Consider the following 17,361-nt stretch of genomic DNA (forward strand, 5'->3'; position numbering starts at 1 on the left):
GCTTCTTCGTTGCGTCCGCTCCTGTAGGGTCTTCCGCCTTCCCGCATTTCCCACAGGAGTCGAGCACCCTTTTAGTTCCAATCAACTTCTGTCTTAGAAGTTACAATAGCTAAAAGCAACAATTCTTTAAAAAAAGCCAAAATAAAACAAAAATATGAGAAGAATCGTAAAAAATCAAAAGACGATTTAGTAATCAATTAAAAAATCTCGTCATGATCAATTTCTTTGTAAGTGGTCATTTACTCTTTTTTGTTCTAAATACTCTTCAACCAACACACGTCGTAAAATCTTTCCAATTGCTGATTTAGGTAATTGTTTTCTAAATTCTACTTGTTTTGGTACTTTATATCTGGCTAATCGTTCAGTGCACCATGAAACAATTTCTTCTTCCGTTAACATATGATTTTCCTTTACAACAATTGCTGATTTAACCGTTTCACCGCGATATGTATCAGGAATTCCAAATGTACATGCCTCAGCAACGGAAGGGTGCTGATACAGAATCTCATCAATCTCGTTAGGATAAATATTATATCCACCAGCTATAATCATTTCTTTTTTTCTTCCAACAATATACAAAAATCCATTTTCATCCATTCTCCCTGTATCACCGGTATACAGCCATCCATTTCGTATAGCGCGAGACGTTTCTTCTGGATTTTTCCAATATCCCTTCATGATCTGTGGACCCTTTAAAAGTATTTCACCTGTTTCTCCTAGAGGCATTTCATTCATACCAGTTTCTAAATCAACTATCTTTACATCTGTATTTGGGACGGGTATCCCTACACTTCCTATTCTTCTTTCACCTTTCATTAAGGTACGAATTGTAATCGCATTCGATTCAGTCAATCCGTATGTTTCAGAAATTCGCACACCCGATTTTTTTTCAAATGCTTGCAGCACTTCTAGCGAAAGTGGCGCAGCCCCTGATCTGCATGCTTTCAAAGAACTTAAATCATCATCTTTAAAATCAGGATGATTAAGCAAAGCTATAAAAACGGTTGGAGGCAATGAAAGTTGAGTTGGTCGATATTTTCGAATAAGTTCGAGGGATTCATTTATACGAAAATGTTTGATTGGAATATAACTTCCAGCATAAAAGATCGCTGACATCATAACCATCATTCCAGCACAATGAAATAGTGGAAAAACACCAAAAAATCGTTCACCTGGACGCCTAAGAGCTCCATCATCAGTGAGGTACGTATGGTGAATAGACGATGCAATATTGTAATGTGTAAGCATTACTCCTTTTGGTATTCCAGTCGTACCACCTGTATACTGGAGAACTGCAATATCTTCTTTACTATTGATATTTAATGAGGGGAGATCTTTCTTCTCTTCCTGAATTAAATCGTATAAATATGGATCCTCACTATCCGTCTGATCAATGGTAATGATTGCTAGCTTATCCCCATACTTGGTATTTCTTAATTTCTCGATTTGATTACACTCACAAAGCATCCAAATTAGTTCGGAATCCCCCAACATAAAATTCAGTTCATGCTGCTGATACATTGGATTTAATTGAACGACGATACCTCCTAACCTTTGAACAGCGAAGTAAGCAATTAGATATTCTTTACAGTTAAAGAGCATAATCCCAAAACGATCACCCTTTATAAATCCACGACTACTTAAAGCAGCTGCAAAATGATCAACTGCCCGTTTCAATTCAGAATAAGTCAAACTAACTTCTTCCTCTATAATGAGTGTGTGATTAGGAAAATCTTGAGCAGCACGTTCTAGAAAATGATAGATTGAACATGAGGGTATTTCGATTTCAAACGGAATGTTTTTAGGATAAAAGGCATACCATGGTTTTTTCATGTAACTAATTCCCCCCAGCTATTTTAATATTGGATTAAAGAACACAGTTTCTGACACAAAGTGTAATGAAAGTACTGATGGAGTGAGATATTCATATGAATTAAACAAACTTTTAATCTACTTAAACAGTTTTACTCACAGACTCCGATCTCTCTTTTTATAATGTGTTTACTTGCTAGTTCATCAATTTGTTCTTCAGAATAACCAATCTCTAGTAAAAGTTCCTTAGTATGTTCCCCTGACTTAGGTGCTAATTTACGTATAGATCCTGGTGTTTTTGATAATTTAATTGGCGGAGAAATTAGTTTGACTTCACCAACTTCTGCATCTTTATATATTTGAATCATGTTTCTTTCAATTACATGAGGATCTTCCTCTAAGTCTTCAAGTCTATTGACTGGAGAAACACAAGTTTCTACCCCATCAAAGATTTCAATCCATTCTTTTCTTGTTTTTTGAATAATAATAGATTGAATTTCTACTTTCATGAAATCTTGAACTTCAGTTGGAGCGTTTATTTTTTGAAAAAAGTCTTCTCTTCCTACTTTTGTACAAAATACTTCCCAGAATTTTAATTCTGTTGCTCCAACTGACAAGTATAATCCATCCTTTGTTTCGTAAACTTCATAATTTGCCTTCCTTCCAAACAAATCATGTTGACCACGTACTTGATGTTCTTTCGTTACCAAAAAAGCTGGGAGAAGAACTTGTAACCAAGAAAGCACTCCGTCCATCATTGAAACATCAATAAACTGGCCTACACCAGAGCGTTCTCTTTCATATATAGCAATTAGAATTCCTATCGTGCTCATGAGAGCACCTCCACCAATATCAGCTATTTGAACGGATGGTACAATCGGCTTTCGATCACTTACTCCAAAATATTCAAGAACCCCAGCATAACTTATGAAATTTAAATCATGGCCAGGCTTTTTAGAATATGGCCCAGTTTGCCCATACCCAGTGACTGCACAATAGATTAGACGAGGGTTAATTTTCTTTAATACGCTGTAACCTATACCAAGGCGATCCATAACTCCTGGACGAAATGATTCGACAACAACATCCGCTTTCTCAACAAGCTGTAGGAAAATTTCTTTACCTTTTTCTGTTTTTAAATCAATGCATATACTTTTTTTATTTCGATTTATCGAATGAAATATTGCACTATCTCCGCCTATTTTCGGATTAATTACCCTCGCATAATCACCAAGGTCTGTGTCTTCAATCTTGATAACTTCTGCCCCATAATCAGCAAGTAGCATTGTGCTAAAGGGTCCTGGCAACAATCTTGTTAAATCTAAAATGCGAATAGACTCTAATGCTAATGTCAAATTAATCACCTTACCCTAATTATGTTTTTTATAAACTTCACTTTAATTAGATCGCTCCAATTACTTAAAAAATCATTCTTTGGCTGCTCGCTCCTAAACTTTGTAAACGATACCATTTTTATTGATAGACTCTCCTTTCTACTCTTTTCTTCTTCCATCAAAATATTTCAAATAATTTTAATTATTAGGAATATTTACTTTTATCGTAATTTTATATTATAATTTTTTAAAGTTTAAAAAACTAAAGGTACCTTAAGAAAATATTAATGGGTAGATATAGATCGTTTTAGTCCCAATAAATGTAAGCACTTTCAAAAGTTATCAATGTACTAGGGGGAAAATATGCGAATCGAACAACTCTTATATATAACTGAAATAGCTAAAACAGGTTCAATTGCAAATACTGCAGAGAGACTTTTTGTATCATCTCCAGGTATAAGTCTAGCAATCAGTAATTTAGAAGAAGAACTAGGAGTTAAGATATTTGAACGTTCTAGAACTGGACTTGAGCCGACTGAAACCGGAAAAAATTTGATCACAAGGGCACAAGATATATTAAATCGTATAGAAGAATTTAAACATGAAGCAAAAAGTAATTATATGGAAATTGAAGGACATTTAACGATTTCTGCTGTTTCAAACCTTTGTAGGAGTATTATCCCTAAAACATCAGCAGAGCTTAAAGCTAAGTTCCCAAAAGTAACTCTTCATATTAAAGAATCACTTCCCTCACAAGTCCGAAAAGATGTCTTAAATGGTGATGCGGATATCGGATTATTTGCTACACCTTCCTCATTACTTGAAGAAAACCAGCTTCTTACGACCACGCATATACTGGATAGCTCTGTCATGATTTGCTTTAAAAAAGATTCAGAGTTGGCTAGTAAAAACTTTCTTACAATGGAAGATTTACATGAACACCCGGTTGCTATCGCATTTAATAAGCATGACAAAAAAACTTTTTATTCTATATTTGGAAAATTTAACAAACTAAATATACTAGTTCAATCTCAAAACTCAGAAACAAGAAAGTATTTTATTTCGCAAGGATTAGCCCTAGGATTTGAGCCAAACTTAATTATTCAATCTGATTCGTTTTATCAAAATGAAGATATTATAGTAAAGCCTGTAGTAGGGTTAGAATCAAAATTATCCTATTTTGCCATAAGATTAAAAAAACAATATTTTTCTGCTGCAGGCAAGGAGTTTATGAAAGAACTTCATAATCAAGCTAACCATTTTAAAGAATAATATTAAAAAAACTCCCACATTAAGATAAAAATAAAAGACTCCGTTAGAGATTGGAGTCTTTTTGTTTATTTTTGACTAAATGTAAGTTAATAAGTACTGAAAGTAAACAAAGAAAAAGCCCAACCCCTTGATAATTAAGAGTTTGAGCGTTCCATTTGTATAATCTCAACTGGAAGCCAATCAATTAAATCAATAACTATGAAGAGTAAATAATTAAAAAAACTATATCTGCTCATAATTAAATTAATTACAATTTTTTTACGATATCTAAATTCTCTAAGTAAGAGTACATAAAAAACCCCTTCGTAATAATTTTCCTACAAAAGGGATTTTTCTAAAATAATATACCTGAATAGATTGACTAAGTTATTTCTCAATACTAAGAAGACAAGAATACTAAAAATGTATTCTTGTCTTTTATTATTTTTAAAGGAAAGTTTGTATTTTGAAAAAAATAATCTACTTTTTTTTACAAAAAGGGTGTTTATTTATCTTTAAACACCCTTTTTCATTTTTTTACTTAACAGTTACCTGACGTACTAACTTATCGCTCTTATTACCCGCTTTATCAACAGCATATAAAGTAATTGTTAATTTACCTGCTCTTTGTTTAGGTAATTTTGCAGCAAATGTTCCATTACTAGAAACTTTTACATTCGCTACAACTTTAGTACCGATTGAAATAACGATAGTCGAATTTGCTTCTGCTTTACCGTTTAATTGGATACCTGTTTTAGAACTTACAGATACGCTAGTAATCACTGGTTTGTTTGGAGCTGTGCGGTCTAGAACTGTTGTTTTAGATGCACCACTCTCGTTTCCAGCTGCATCTTTAGCTGTCACATATAGAACCGATCCTGCTTTTTGTTTACTTACAGTAATTCGATATGTTCCTTTTGAATCTACTTTTCCTGATCCGATTACTTTCGTACCGTTCTTAACAGTGATTGTAGCATTTACTTCTGCTTTACCAGTTAAAACTACGTCATTGTCATCAATTGCATTAAAAATTGGTGCTGTAGGAGCTGTACGGTCTAATACCGTTGTTTTAGATGCTCCACTTTCATTTCCTGCTTGATCTTTTGCAGTTACTGAAAGAATTGTTCCTGCTCTTAGCTTACCTACTTGAATTTTGTAAGATCCGTTTGAATCTGCCTTTCCTGATCCGATTACATTATTTCCGATTTTTACCGAAACTGTCGCATTTGCTTCTGCTTTCCCAGTTAAAACTGCGCCATTATCACCAATTGTATTAATAACTGGTACGTTAGGAGCTGTACGATCTAATACTGTTGTTTTAGAAGTTGCACTTTCGTTACCAGCTTTATCAGATACAGATACAGAAAGAATCGTGCCCGCTTTTTGTTTACCAATTTGGATTTGATATGTTCCGTTTGAATCTGCTTTGCCAGATGCGATTACTTTATCACTGATTTTTACAGTAATGGTCGCATTTGGTTCTGTTTTTCCAGTTAAAACTGCGTCATTATCACCAATTGTAATAATAATCGGTGCACCAGGAGCTGTATGATCTTCTTTGTGTGTTACTGTCAAATTAAATTCTTTTGTTGTTTTGTCGTTTCCTTTAGAAATTGTAGCAGTTAAAATTACTGTTTTGTCTCCATCTTCGTAAGTCGGACGAATGATTGTACCATCCTCTTTAATGACTGACGAATCACTTGAAGACCATATAATTGTTGTATCTAAACTCCCTTTAGTAGGAAGGTTTAGATCTGTTGTAACAGTACTTGGATCACTATTGTCTTTCTTAATCAGATTCCAAACAAGAGAAGCTTTAGCTCCTTGAACAACTGCTGAATTGTCTGAATTCTCACTTCTTACATAGAAGCCATATGATTGTGCTAAAGCAGCATCACCTAATCGGAAGATAGCTAACAAATTCACTGGTGTATTCGCTGCTGGTAAAGTTACTTTTCCATCTGGAGCAATTACACCTGGATTATCTGATTGCCAAGTGACTGTTACATCTCCAATACTAGTTGGTAGATGTAAGTCTTTTGTAACATCAGTTACAGCATTATTTTCTCCAAGTAAATCTTCAGACGTAATTGAATTAAATGCTCTTAAAACAAGCGTTCTATCTTTATTATCTGTATCTTTTAAGACTGTTACATTAAAAGTTTTATATATTGTCGATGTGTTTCTAGTAATTTTTGCAACAAGTTGCACTTTTGCATCGTTTTCATCAAATAACGGTTTGTAGATTCGTCCTGCATTTGTTACATGCTTTACGTCATTAGATGTCCATACGATTCTTGATCCATTTGAACCGACTGTAGGAAGTGATAACGCATTTGTCAAATTGTTTTGATCAGTGTTGTTTCCACGTATAACATTCCAAGTAATATTTGATGCATCTTCATTCGATGCAATTACATCATTTAGTTCTTTCGCTGCAACTGTAACGTTAAATGATTTTACAGCAGTTGCTCCATTAACTGTTACTGTTGCAGTAAGAATTACATTCGTATCTTGATTTGGTCTAATTACTGTTCCATCATTTGCAATGATACTTGGATCACTACTACTCCAGCTGATCAATGCATGATTTGCATCATCATATGAAGGTAATGCTAAATTCGTCAATAGTAATGACTGATGTTGATTTTCACCATTGATCTTATCCCATGTTAAAGCATTCGCAGCATTCGTTGCCAAAGGTTGATCTGCTCCTTCAGATGAACCAAGGCGAACTACCACAACATTTAAACAAAGTGGGTGATTACCCATTGATTGAAGTGGATTACCAATGGCATTACCACCATCGATTTGAAAAAAGTTTGCACCAGGTTTTAGTTCTCCCGTATTAAAACTAAAAGATTTTATTCCTGGATTATTCTCATGACCTGCTAGTACTTTATTCCCATCATCTAATTCAATTGAACCCCAATCAGAATTCGGGTTAAATAAATTTTTAATACTTGGTAGTCCATTCATACGTCTACCCCAATCAATCCATTCCGCATAGAATTGATCTTGAACACCTGTTATTGATCCTTTTACCGTATAGTTTGAATCATACGTGAAGAATGTTGCTGTGCCACTATTACTGTGATCAATGATAGCGTCGTTAAATTTCACCTTTGGAATATATACATTTTTGTGTATTTTTACATTAATCGTGGTTTCATTACCTAAGTAATCGACCATCTTAACTGGAATCTCACTGTCTCCTGTAGGCGTTGCTCCAGGATCATTATATCCAGTACGTGCAAAATCGAAAGTGTAACTATCAGCCGGTATATTCCAAGAAGGAATGGCATTTTTCGTATAAAACACTTGTGCATTATTTTGTGGATTTCCAACTAAGAAAATTGGTGTAAGAGCTGTATCTGTACTAGTTAAATTTCCATTTGGTGTTTGGATATACCCACTAAATCTAGGGTCACTACCTTCTGTAGCAAAAATATGATTTGAATCATAAACAATATCACTTGATAATCCTGCTTTTAATACAATAGCCGGATTTTGATTTGAACTAGCAATTTTTTGAATTGCGATATCTTGTGTCTTACTCACTCCATTTAACGTGTAATTTACAGTTACTTTAGTATCTGCCACATTAACTGAAATTGGAAATTCGCTTTTATTTCCTAAAGTGTCTGTCGAGATGATTTTGATATCATGTTGACCACTTGCATTTGGTAATACTACTGGATAACGGAAGGTTTGGTCCGATTGACTATTATTTGGATTAGTTCCCATCATTTTTGGAGTACCACCATCAACAGTATACTCAACTTTAAATCCTCTTGAATTCGAAATTGCATCTCTAACTGATGCATTTAGCATTAACGATACAGGATCTCCATCCTTTGTCATAATCGCTCTCATTGAATCTGTATTTAATGCTGTAACTACTGGAGCGTCTGTATCAACATAAGTTTCAATGCCGATCCCCGGTACGCCTGGATCATTCCATTTTTCTCCATCTGCCATCATTAAGAATTTAACTGCATAAGCACCTTTAGGTAATGTCGATGGAATTGTGACATTTCCTTTAATCGCATATTCACTAAAGTTAGAGAAATATGGCGTTTGAGTGACATTTTTCGTCATGTCAATATCCATTGGGTCTCCAACGATTGTACTATTATCATAGTAGTTCCTTAAGAAAACTGCTTGAATTTTATTCACACTATCTTTAGGACCTACAGCTTTGAAATTCAAATTATAGCTGTCACCTGGTTTAACGTTTGCTTCCCAATAAGTACTTGGAGCATTGTCATTTAATGTCGCAGAAGTAAGATCAATCCATACATGCTTACTTGTTTTCTTTACGATGATTGTACGAGGATCACCCATGTTACCTGATTTATCTACTGGAGCAACATGTATTACATTTAGACCTTCAACTAATCCATTTACTTTTAGTTCATAGCTTCCGTCCGTATTTTGTTTAACATCTTGCTGATAGCCATCTTGCTCTGTACCATTTAAAGCCATGTAAACATTACCATCAACATTACCAGAATCTCCATCATCCATCGTCCATCGAACAGTGTAACTATCCGAATTAGTTGTTTCAGGATTTGTTTTTTCGTCATAAGATGCAGAACGAGTAATATTCATTTTTGGTGCAGTTCTATCTAAGTATACTGGCATGTATACTGTCTTTTGCGGTTGTGCGTTCGGCGCATCTGCCGTTGCAGTAATCGCGAAATAATATTGTCCATCTTTAACTGGTACAGCTTCATTCCATGCTGGCCAAATCCAATCATAAGAAACTTTTGATGGAATACCACCACCATAAACATCCGTCTTTGTAGACCAGTTTTCATTTGCTATATTCGTAACGAGATTATGTTCCTTATCTACAACATCAATTTTTAGATTACGTGCATTTCGCAGTAAAGATACTATTGGAACTGGAATTACTTGATCATTAATTGCATAGAACTTATCACCTAACGCAATTTCTGCCGGAGTTGTTGGTGCTCCCCATAATTGTGCAAAAGTGTAAATACTACCTCCACCCATTACGCCCAATTGTGTTCCAAGACCTGTTGCAGACCAAACATTCGTATCTTTTGTATCGATCACACTTGGCTCATCCCATTTACCATAAAAGCCATTGTATGGAACATTTAATGTCGGAAGAGTAGAATCAGTTGGTGTTAAATACACATATCCTTCAATAAACGTGTTTTTCATAGTTGAAGTAGGAAGTGATAAAGTTACATTCACTCGTTGAACTGAATTTGCTGGAATCGTAATTTCATTTTGATCAAATGCTAATTTAGCATCATCTAAATAACGACTACGAATATTATCCGAATGAACTTTTGTTTTATCATTCAAAACATCTGTCATAACTGTGCCGTTTACTTTGTACGTAACTGCTTTATCTGTAAGATTTTGTGCAGTAATCGTAAAATTCGAGGTATTACCAATTTCTTTTAAACTAATGCTTCCAGTACCATCTTTGTTTGTTAAAACAACTGGTGTTTTAAGCGCTAAATCTGGTCGAATCATACCGGCTCCCTGTCTTCTAGGCTGGTATTCAGTCATATAATCTAAACGATTAGCCGGATTTTTGTCGTTAATAAAATCTCTTTTAGCTGGAATCGCCGTGTTCATAATGATATTTTTTGTTAATTGAGCAAACGCTCTAGTACCTGGTTGGAATCCTTTTGCTAGTAATCCTTGCATAACATCTGCAACCGCTCCAGTTACATATGGAGCTGCCATTGATGTACCATCTTCAGTTTCATAAGTATCGTGTCGATCTGCTGATTCACGTACAGATGAATAAATTGCATGGCCAGGTGCCATAATCTCTGGTTTTAATAATAAATCACTTGTTGTTCCCCAAGACGTGAAGTCAGTTGGCTCACCTGCATTTGATTCTTGGAATCCAGAGCCCAATTTATCATTTGTAATTTTTAATGTTAATGGGTTTGGTGCATTTGCTGCAAGTGTTCGACTAGAAAGTGGTCCACCAATACCTATACCAGGTCCAGCAGGGTTCAACTTAGAATATGCATCTTCTAATTTCACTCCAGCATCGTTACTGATAAATGTGTAAGGAATTGTACCAAATCCAACTGGATTATCTATCGGTGCTTTACCCGGCTGATTATAAATAATCACACCAGCAGCTCCTTGTTTCTGTGCATTAAGCACTTTTTCAGTTAAGCTAAGAGTCCCACGTTGAATTAGAACAACCTTTCCAGTTACGTCCAATTCAGCGTAATCAGCTATTTGACCAAGTTTTGTTGCCCCTAATGACACGACCGAATATGTTTTGTTTACGTCACCATTCCAGTGCCAATCATCAAGACCTTCTCCATCGAAAGAACCTACCGTTCCACCAGCTGTTAATGCATCGCTTGAAGTAAACGTATATTTATGACTTGTTACGATATTATTTGCAGCTGCAACAGTGAATGAATCCGGATAAACCCCAGGATTACCGATCTTATTTAAATCGGGTGTTTGTCCAGGTATTATCTTTTGGCCCATTCCACCGTTTCGGTCAGAATATGCATTTGACGCATTCCCAGCTGCAACTACTACAACATGACCTTCATCAGTTGCATTTCGAATTGCAATACCCATTGGTTCGTTAGGGTCTCTTGTATCAAATGAAGATGATGAACCAAGACTCATGTTTATCACATCCGCACCTAATGCTGAAGCATGGTCAATCCCCTTAATAATATCTTCAGTAAACGCTCCTTGCTCATAATCTGAAAAGACTTTCTCTGCAATAAGTTGTGCCTCTGGTGCTACCCCTTGAATGACTGGTCCAGAACCAGCTGCTATACCTGATACGTGCACACCATGTGAACTCGTGTTACTATTTGAATCTTCTACGTGAGGGATAACATCATTATCTTGATCCGCCCAGTCATAACCGTCAACAACTTTATGGGATATCGTACCATCAGGACGTGTGAATTTCCCTGTTTTTATTCGCGCTTTACTCAAGTCTGTTGGATTTGGGAATGCTTCGTGAGTATAGTCAATACCTGTATCAACAATTGCGATTACCATTCCTTCACCTTTATAGCCAGTTGGTTTTCCAATTGCTGAACCATTCCAAACATTTTTAATACCAGTTAACTCATGCTGTTGGTTAACAGCTGGGTAGTACTTATTTTGTAAGGTAACTGCTTTAACATTATCCAATGATTTTATTGCAGCGATATCACTATACTTGATATGATCGATACTAAATCCTTTAAAAATATTTACATATTCTTGTTTAAACTTTGGACCATTATCACTCTTTGCCAATCCAGATGATAATGTGCTCATAACTTCGTTTTTAGTCGCTTGAATATCCTGTTTTACAAGATTTGTAGCTGTATTTAAAGACATTTGATTGACTCTAGTACTGTTAATCATTTCAGAAGCAGTTTGACCTTTTAATTGAACAATTACTGAAACTATATCATCTGATTTATGTGTATCAACATCTAGATTATCTTGATTTTTTAGTCTATCTTTTAAATCTTTTGCATGCGCAGCTTCCATCTCTTTTTTAGCTTTTGATGTTAATCCTGCAATCATGTCTTCAGTTAAATTTGGTGAATTTAGATTTTCCTCGCTATTACTTACTAAAATACCTTGATTCGGATCTTTGTCAACAATTGGTAATTGTTGCGGTAAACCGTCAGCATGTACGTAAGACATGTTAGACATAACTAGACCGAAAAGTGATAATGATGATACTCCTTTTATCCATCTTTTCTTGATGTTCATAAATTTCCCCCCTGAGAGCAACTAAATTGCCTATTTCTTTATTTATTTTAAATAATTTAAATGTTGTGAATTTTCAACACTTAAATATATCTTAAAATTGATACACGTAATTAAAAACACACATTAAACGGCGAAAGTCCTTAGTCAATTACCTTCAACGCCTTCAATCCATGGAATTCAAAGTAATTCCTCCGGGTTCATGTAAACTGATTCTAATAATGGATATTCTGCCAATTAAAATCTTTCTTTCATTTCATAGTTTTTTAGAGTCAACAACTTAACTCTATTTGACCCCTATGAGGTAACCACAGTACTCCCTACTGCGGATACAATTGCTTGTCCCCAAGTAAATTAACAATGTAGAAACTAATGAAATAAACAAGTACCGCATCTTTTCAATTTGGTAAAAACAAAATATACCGTTTTTTCGTAATTTTCTGATTTATTATGATACAACAATCCATTTCTTAAATTACAAAAATTAATCCAAATAGCTACGCAGAGATGATTAAATGAAATATTACGCCTTTAATGTTCATAGTAGAAAGTCAATCAAGTTTCTTAGAAATCAACGTATGCTATTCATCTTTTAAACATCCGATGCATATCCGTTCACTCTGAGATAAAAACCAGACGAATCCGTTTTCTAACTTTAAATTTAATATACATTTCTATAAGTTTTAGATAAAGTGTCAATAATTCATGGTAAATTAACTTTTTTTCATTGAAAATAAAATATTGGTATAATTTTCTATATATTTCTAATTAACCCTAATATATTCATATCTAATCTAGTGGCAAATCTATCAGAATATCTTTTTTCTTCAACTATTCGTTCCAATTCATTCCCTTTATCTCGAAACTTACATTGTTGTAAGCATATAATAAGAGCTATTATTGTGCATACGACGATAATCTAAGTAAATACATAAAAACACACAAACATTAACAAACTAACACTATTGCAAAAGTCTGTTTTAGATAAGTTGAGGGAAAAATACTAATGATCAATCACAATCCAACTAATTTAACAATGAGTGTAGACAAAAATTTGACGATCCTACGTGAACATTTACAACGTTCATCAGACTTGGTTACTCGAACGATAAAACTAGGTCATTACACAGGCAGCCTTCTTTTTATCGATGGCATCGTGAATACTGACTTTGTTCAAGAATGCATTATCACACCACTCTTAGCATTAAATGAAATCTCAGACATAAAAAAGGAAACATTTATCGAAGATTTATCATATCGTCATATTCGTACGAGTTTAGTCGAAATCGAAACATCATTCGAATTATGTGCACTAGGCATATTAAAGGGGAAAACGCTTATCTTATTCGAAGGATTTGAATGCGGTATTCTCGCAGAAACCACGGAATGGAAACAACGAACTGTCGAACAATCGCTTGTACAAAGGACTGCTGTGGGTCCTATGCACGGATTCAATGAACAGATGAAAGTAAACATAAATTTAATTAGAAATATGGTACAAACACCCTATTTATGTATTGAAGTCATACAAGTAGGTACTTTTTCAAATACAGATATTGCAATTACCTATATCAAAGGAAAAGTTGATCAGAGCGTGTTAGATGAAACAAAAAAACGCTTATCCTCTCTTGAAATAGACTATGTGCTCGAAGCTAGAATGGTAGAAGATGCAATTGAAGGTAGGAGGAAAACGATTTTCCCTTTAACCTTAAACACTGAAAGACCAGACGTTGTGGCTTCTAGTTTATATGAAGGAAGAATTGCCATTTTGGTTAACGGTACTCCAAACGCAATAGTCGTTCCCTCAGTGTTTATTCAATACTTTCAATCACCAGATGATTATTATATGAAATCAGGACGATACACAAACCGTCTCATTACATTTCTTGCATTTTGTTTTACTATTTTTTTACCAGGATTGTATTTAGCTATCGAAGAATTTCACCAAGATTTTTTTCCTAAAAAATTCGAAAAAAAACTTTTCACTGATTTAAATTCACTCCCACCAGCAATTTTAGAAGTCCTAATCTTTTTAGTAATCTTACAAATGGTACAGATCGCATCTGTTAGAGTTCCAAAAGAAATTGTTGTAACAGTTGCACTCGTTGGCGCAATTGTACTAAGCGAAACAGCCGTAGATGCAAAATTGATTCACCCCATAAGTTTAGTGGTTGTTGGTCTAACAATTCTTGCAAATTACCTTGTCACAATAAATGGACTTTTATCAGTTGTAAATCCATTAAGGCTCATATTTTTATTAGTCGGAAATTTTTTTGGGTTTACAGGAATGGGAATTGTTTTTGTCCTATTAATCATTTATATGGCTAAATTACAATCAGTAAGTGTTCCGTATTTAGCACCAATTATTCCTTTTCGACCAAAAGAATTTAAAGATGTATTTTATCGCGGGAATTTAAAGGAATTGACTAACAGTCCACACAAATATCCACATAACGATAAAGAGTAATACATATTAACGAAATGAAAAAAAAATCAACACAATTATTATTATCTCCTTATATAGACAGTAAAAAGAAATTGTACTGTCTACTATAAGGAGATTTTTTCATACCGACCTCTCCAATGAAAGTCCTCTACCAGAAAAAAATGAAAAATATTACCGAAGCAACCCTTTAATGTGCTAATTGACAGTTTGGTTTAATAAGAACATATATTAAAGGGAAGGGAAATTTAGTTAAATTTGATTATGAAGATACAGTTTAAAGTTAGTTCTAGCGTTTAGTTACTTTTTACTTTTATCATCAAAATAGATTACTAAATTTCGAGTAGTTCTATAAACGTTTAAAAAGATCTTCTAAAATAGAAGATCCATTTTTTAAGCAATATTAAATAGGATACTAAGTATTACTCTTTATCGTCATGCGGATATTTGTGCTCACTGTTTATTAGTTTCTTTAAATTCCCACGATAAAATACATCCTTGAACTCTTGTGGGCGAAATGGAATAATTGGTGCTAAGAATGGAACACCAACTGATCGTAACTGAGCCATGTAAATAATCAACACGATGAGCCCTATCCCCATCGCTGATAACCCTAAAAAGTTTCCTATAATCAAAAATAAATATCGCAATATAAAAGCAGAACCTATCATACCACCTGTTTGAAAAAGTAAGCTTGATAGATAAGCTATCCCTACAATAATAAGGCTAAGGGGATGGACTAGTTTGGCATCTACTGCTGTTGTGCTAATCACCAAAGTTCCTACCAAAGAAGCAACAATAACTAAATCTTTTTCAATCCGAAAGGCGGCTAAACTCAATAAGTATAAAATGATTAGTAGGAGCGTGATTTCTAAAAAAAAAGGAAGAATAGTTTCTGATGCAGAAAAATATTTTTTTGTAAATTTTGCTGGAAACCAATCATGATGAAATTTAGCTAAAGCAAGATATATTCCCGGCAATAAAAATGTTGCTAAGTAAGTAATGAATATTATCAATCGATTAGAAAGCCTTCCTATTTTCGAATAGTATTCATTAGGTTGTGTCATATAATGAACGAATAATGCAGGCACAATTGTAGCGTTTGGTGTGCCATTTACTAAAACGGCAATTCGTCCTTCGTATAATGCAGCAGCCACAAGGTCGGGCATCTCTGTATTAAAAATAAGTGGAAAGATGCTTTTCTTTCGTCCTTCCAAAGCATCTTCGACCACTCTGGCAATCAACCCATATTCTACATCGAGCGTGTCTATACGGGTTCGTACCTCTTCTAATGCTTGTTGATCCACTTTATGTTTTAAGTAAACAATCGAAAGATCCGTTTTCTCATATCGCCCGATTTGTTTTGTTTCCACAACTAAATTTGGTGACTGAATAAAACTTCGAATTAGATTTAAGTTGACTTTTAATTGCTCATTCAATCCAATCATTGGACCACCTGGTGAACGTTGCCTGTTACTTTGTTCAACTGAACGTTGCTGCCACTGTGTTGTTTCAGCGACGATTCCACTCCCATACCCATCGACTATTACCAGTGTTTGTCCCCGCACAATTCCGTTAAGCGCTTGGTCAAAAGATGAAATCATTTCAACAGACGAGGCTCGAATATGTCGTGAAGCTAAGTAGTTGATAAATGGTCCGGTTTCGCTTTTTTTCTTCTCTTGAAATAAAAATAATGGGGTAATGACAAAGTCGCGAATCACATCAGCATTCACCAGATCATCTAAATAAATAAGCGAGACGTCATATGTTTTCGATTCACCAATCTGAATCGTTCGTATAGTTAGTTCAGTTGTATGGTGTAATCGTTCCTTAATGATGTCAATGTTTTTATGAAGACTGTCTGTTAAATTTTCAGAGTCATGTTCCTTCACTCTTTTTCACCTCTAGCCATTCAATCTTTCCATTTAAATAGTATGTTCCATTTAAATAGTATGTACTTATTTTTTGTTCACATTCAGTGGCATAGTAAGTGGGGAAAAGTTGAAGAGTTAATAGGTGAAGAAAAGGAGGAGGGACTTGTTCAATTCCTATACAATACTACAGAGGGATATCCAGATTTGGTACGATGGTAATGAATATCATCTTCTGTTCAACTTGCAAAATAATGTATTATTAAAAGTTTCCCTGGTGATGAAAATTTTGAGATGTAAGATAAAAGCTGAACCTTGACAATTGCCCCTACCCTCATAAAAAAACAGCCCCATTAGAGCTGCGATTTTAGTCTCATACTACTTCTCCGAAAATGATAGATGGCTGTGCACCAGAACTTTGAAATTATTAATTAATTTACATTTTTTGATATTTCCTTCTCAAATAGACAATGCTTTCATCTATAAATGGTTCCTTTGAACCTTCTATTAAAATAGCTAGATATGGTTTTGTGTGCTTTATTAAGCCAAATAACTTATCGTAATTTAACATACCTTGCCCCACTGGCACCTGATATTCCCAAGAGCTTCCACTTAAAGGCCAACCATGTATTAAGATGACGGGTTTCCTGAACCATGGTCCTCATAATAAAGTTCAATTGGAGCATGACTTTCATTACCTACAGTAAATTTTCCCATATAAATTTCCTCCTGAATTTTCATTATTAAACCTATGCTTCTTTGATCAAAAAACTTTTTATTCCAAAACATTTAAAATATTTTTTGGAAAATGTTAAAGATTATTATATTAGCAACTATTAAAATTGTAAAATTATTCCAAAAGATTAAATCAATTAATATATTAGATTACAATTTAAATAAT

6 protein-coding genes and 1 pseudogene are annotated in these 17,361 nt (G+C 34.4%); 2 read left to right on the plus strand and 5 right to left on the minus strand.

The window, feature by feature from the left end; genetic code table 11:
* Positions 1–216: 216 nt before the first annotated feature.
* Entirely contained in the window at positions 217–1,833 is a 1,617-nt protein-coding gene (locus COI44_RS09105; protein WP_098427654.1) for a long-chain-fatty-acid--CoA ligase, read from the minus strand.
* Between the two features lie 131 nt (positions 1,834–1,964).
* A complete protein-coding gene (locus COI44_RS09110) occupies positions 1,965–3,167 on the minus strand; it encodes a CaiB/BaiF CoA transferase family protein (RefSeq protein ID WP_098427655.1) in 1,203 nt (400 codons plus the stop codon).
* Between the two features lie 342 nt (positions 3,168–3,509).
* Between COI44_RS09110 and COI44_RS09115 the strand changes: the two genes are divergently transcribed.
* Positions 3,510–4,418: a LysR family transcriptional regulator gene (locus tag COI44_RS09115; protein WP_098427656.1), complete on the plus strand. Its 909-nt coding sequence runs from the start codon at positions 3,510–3,512 to the stop codon at positions 4,416–4,418.
* A gap of 516 nt (positions 4,419–4,934) precedes the next feature.
* Here COI44_RS09115 and COI44_RS09120 read toward each other — a convergent pair.
* On the minus strand, positions 4,935–12,149 hold the full coding sequence (locus tag COI44_RS09120; RefSeq protein ID WP_098427657.1) for an Ig-like domain-containing protein: 7,215 nt from the start codon (positions 12,147–12,149) through the stop codon (positions 4,935–4,937).
* 1,003 nt (positions 12,150–13,152) lie between these two features.
* On the opposite strand from COI44_RS09120, the gene COI44_RS09125 reads away from it, so the two are divergent.
* Positions 13,153–14,613 (plus strand): spore germination protein, encoded by a 1,461-nt coding sequence (locus tag COI44_RS09125; protein ID WP_098427658.1) that lies wholly within the window; start codon positions 13,153–13,155, stop codon positions 14,611–14,613.
* A 398-nt stretch (positions 14,614–15,011) separates the two neighbouring features.
* Here the strand turns inward: COI44_RS09125 and COI44_RS09130 are convergent, their stop codons facing one another.
* The gene (locus COI44_RS09130; protein ID WP_098427659.1) at positions 15,012–16,481 is read right to left on the minus strand and encodes a spore germination protein; all 1,470 of its coding nucleotides are present in this window, start codon (positions 16,479–16,481) and stop codon (positions 15,012–15,014) included.
* A 532-nt stretch (positions 16,482–17,013) separates the two neighbouring features.
* A pseudogene (locus COI44_RS09135) lies at positions 17,014–17,177 on the minus strand (alpha/beta fold hydrolase); the annotation flags it as partial.
* Positions 17,178–17,361 lie beyond the last annotated feature (184 nt).

The organism is Bacillus sp. AFS088145 (assembly GCF_002564465.1).
Classification (GTDB): domain Bacteria; phylum Bacillota; class Bacilli; order Bacillales; family Bacillaceae_G; genus Gottfriedia.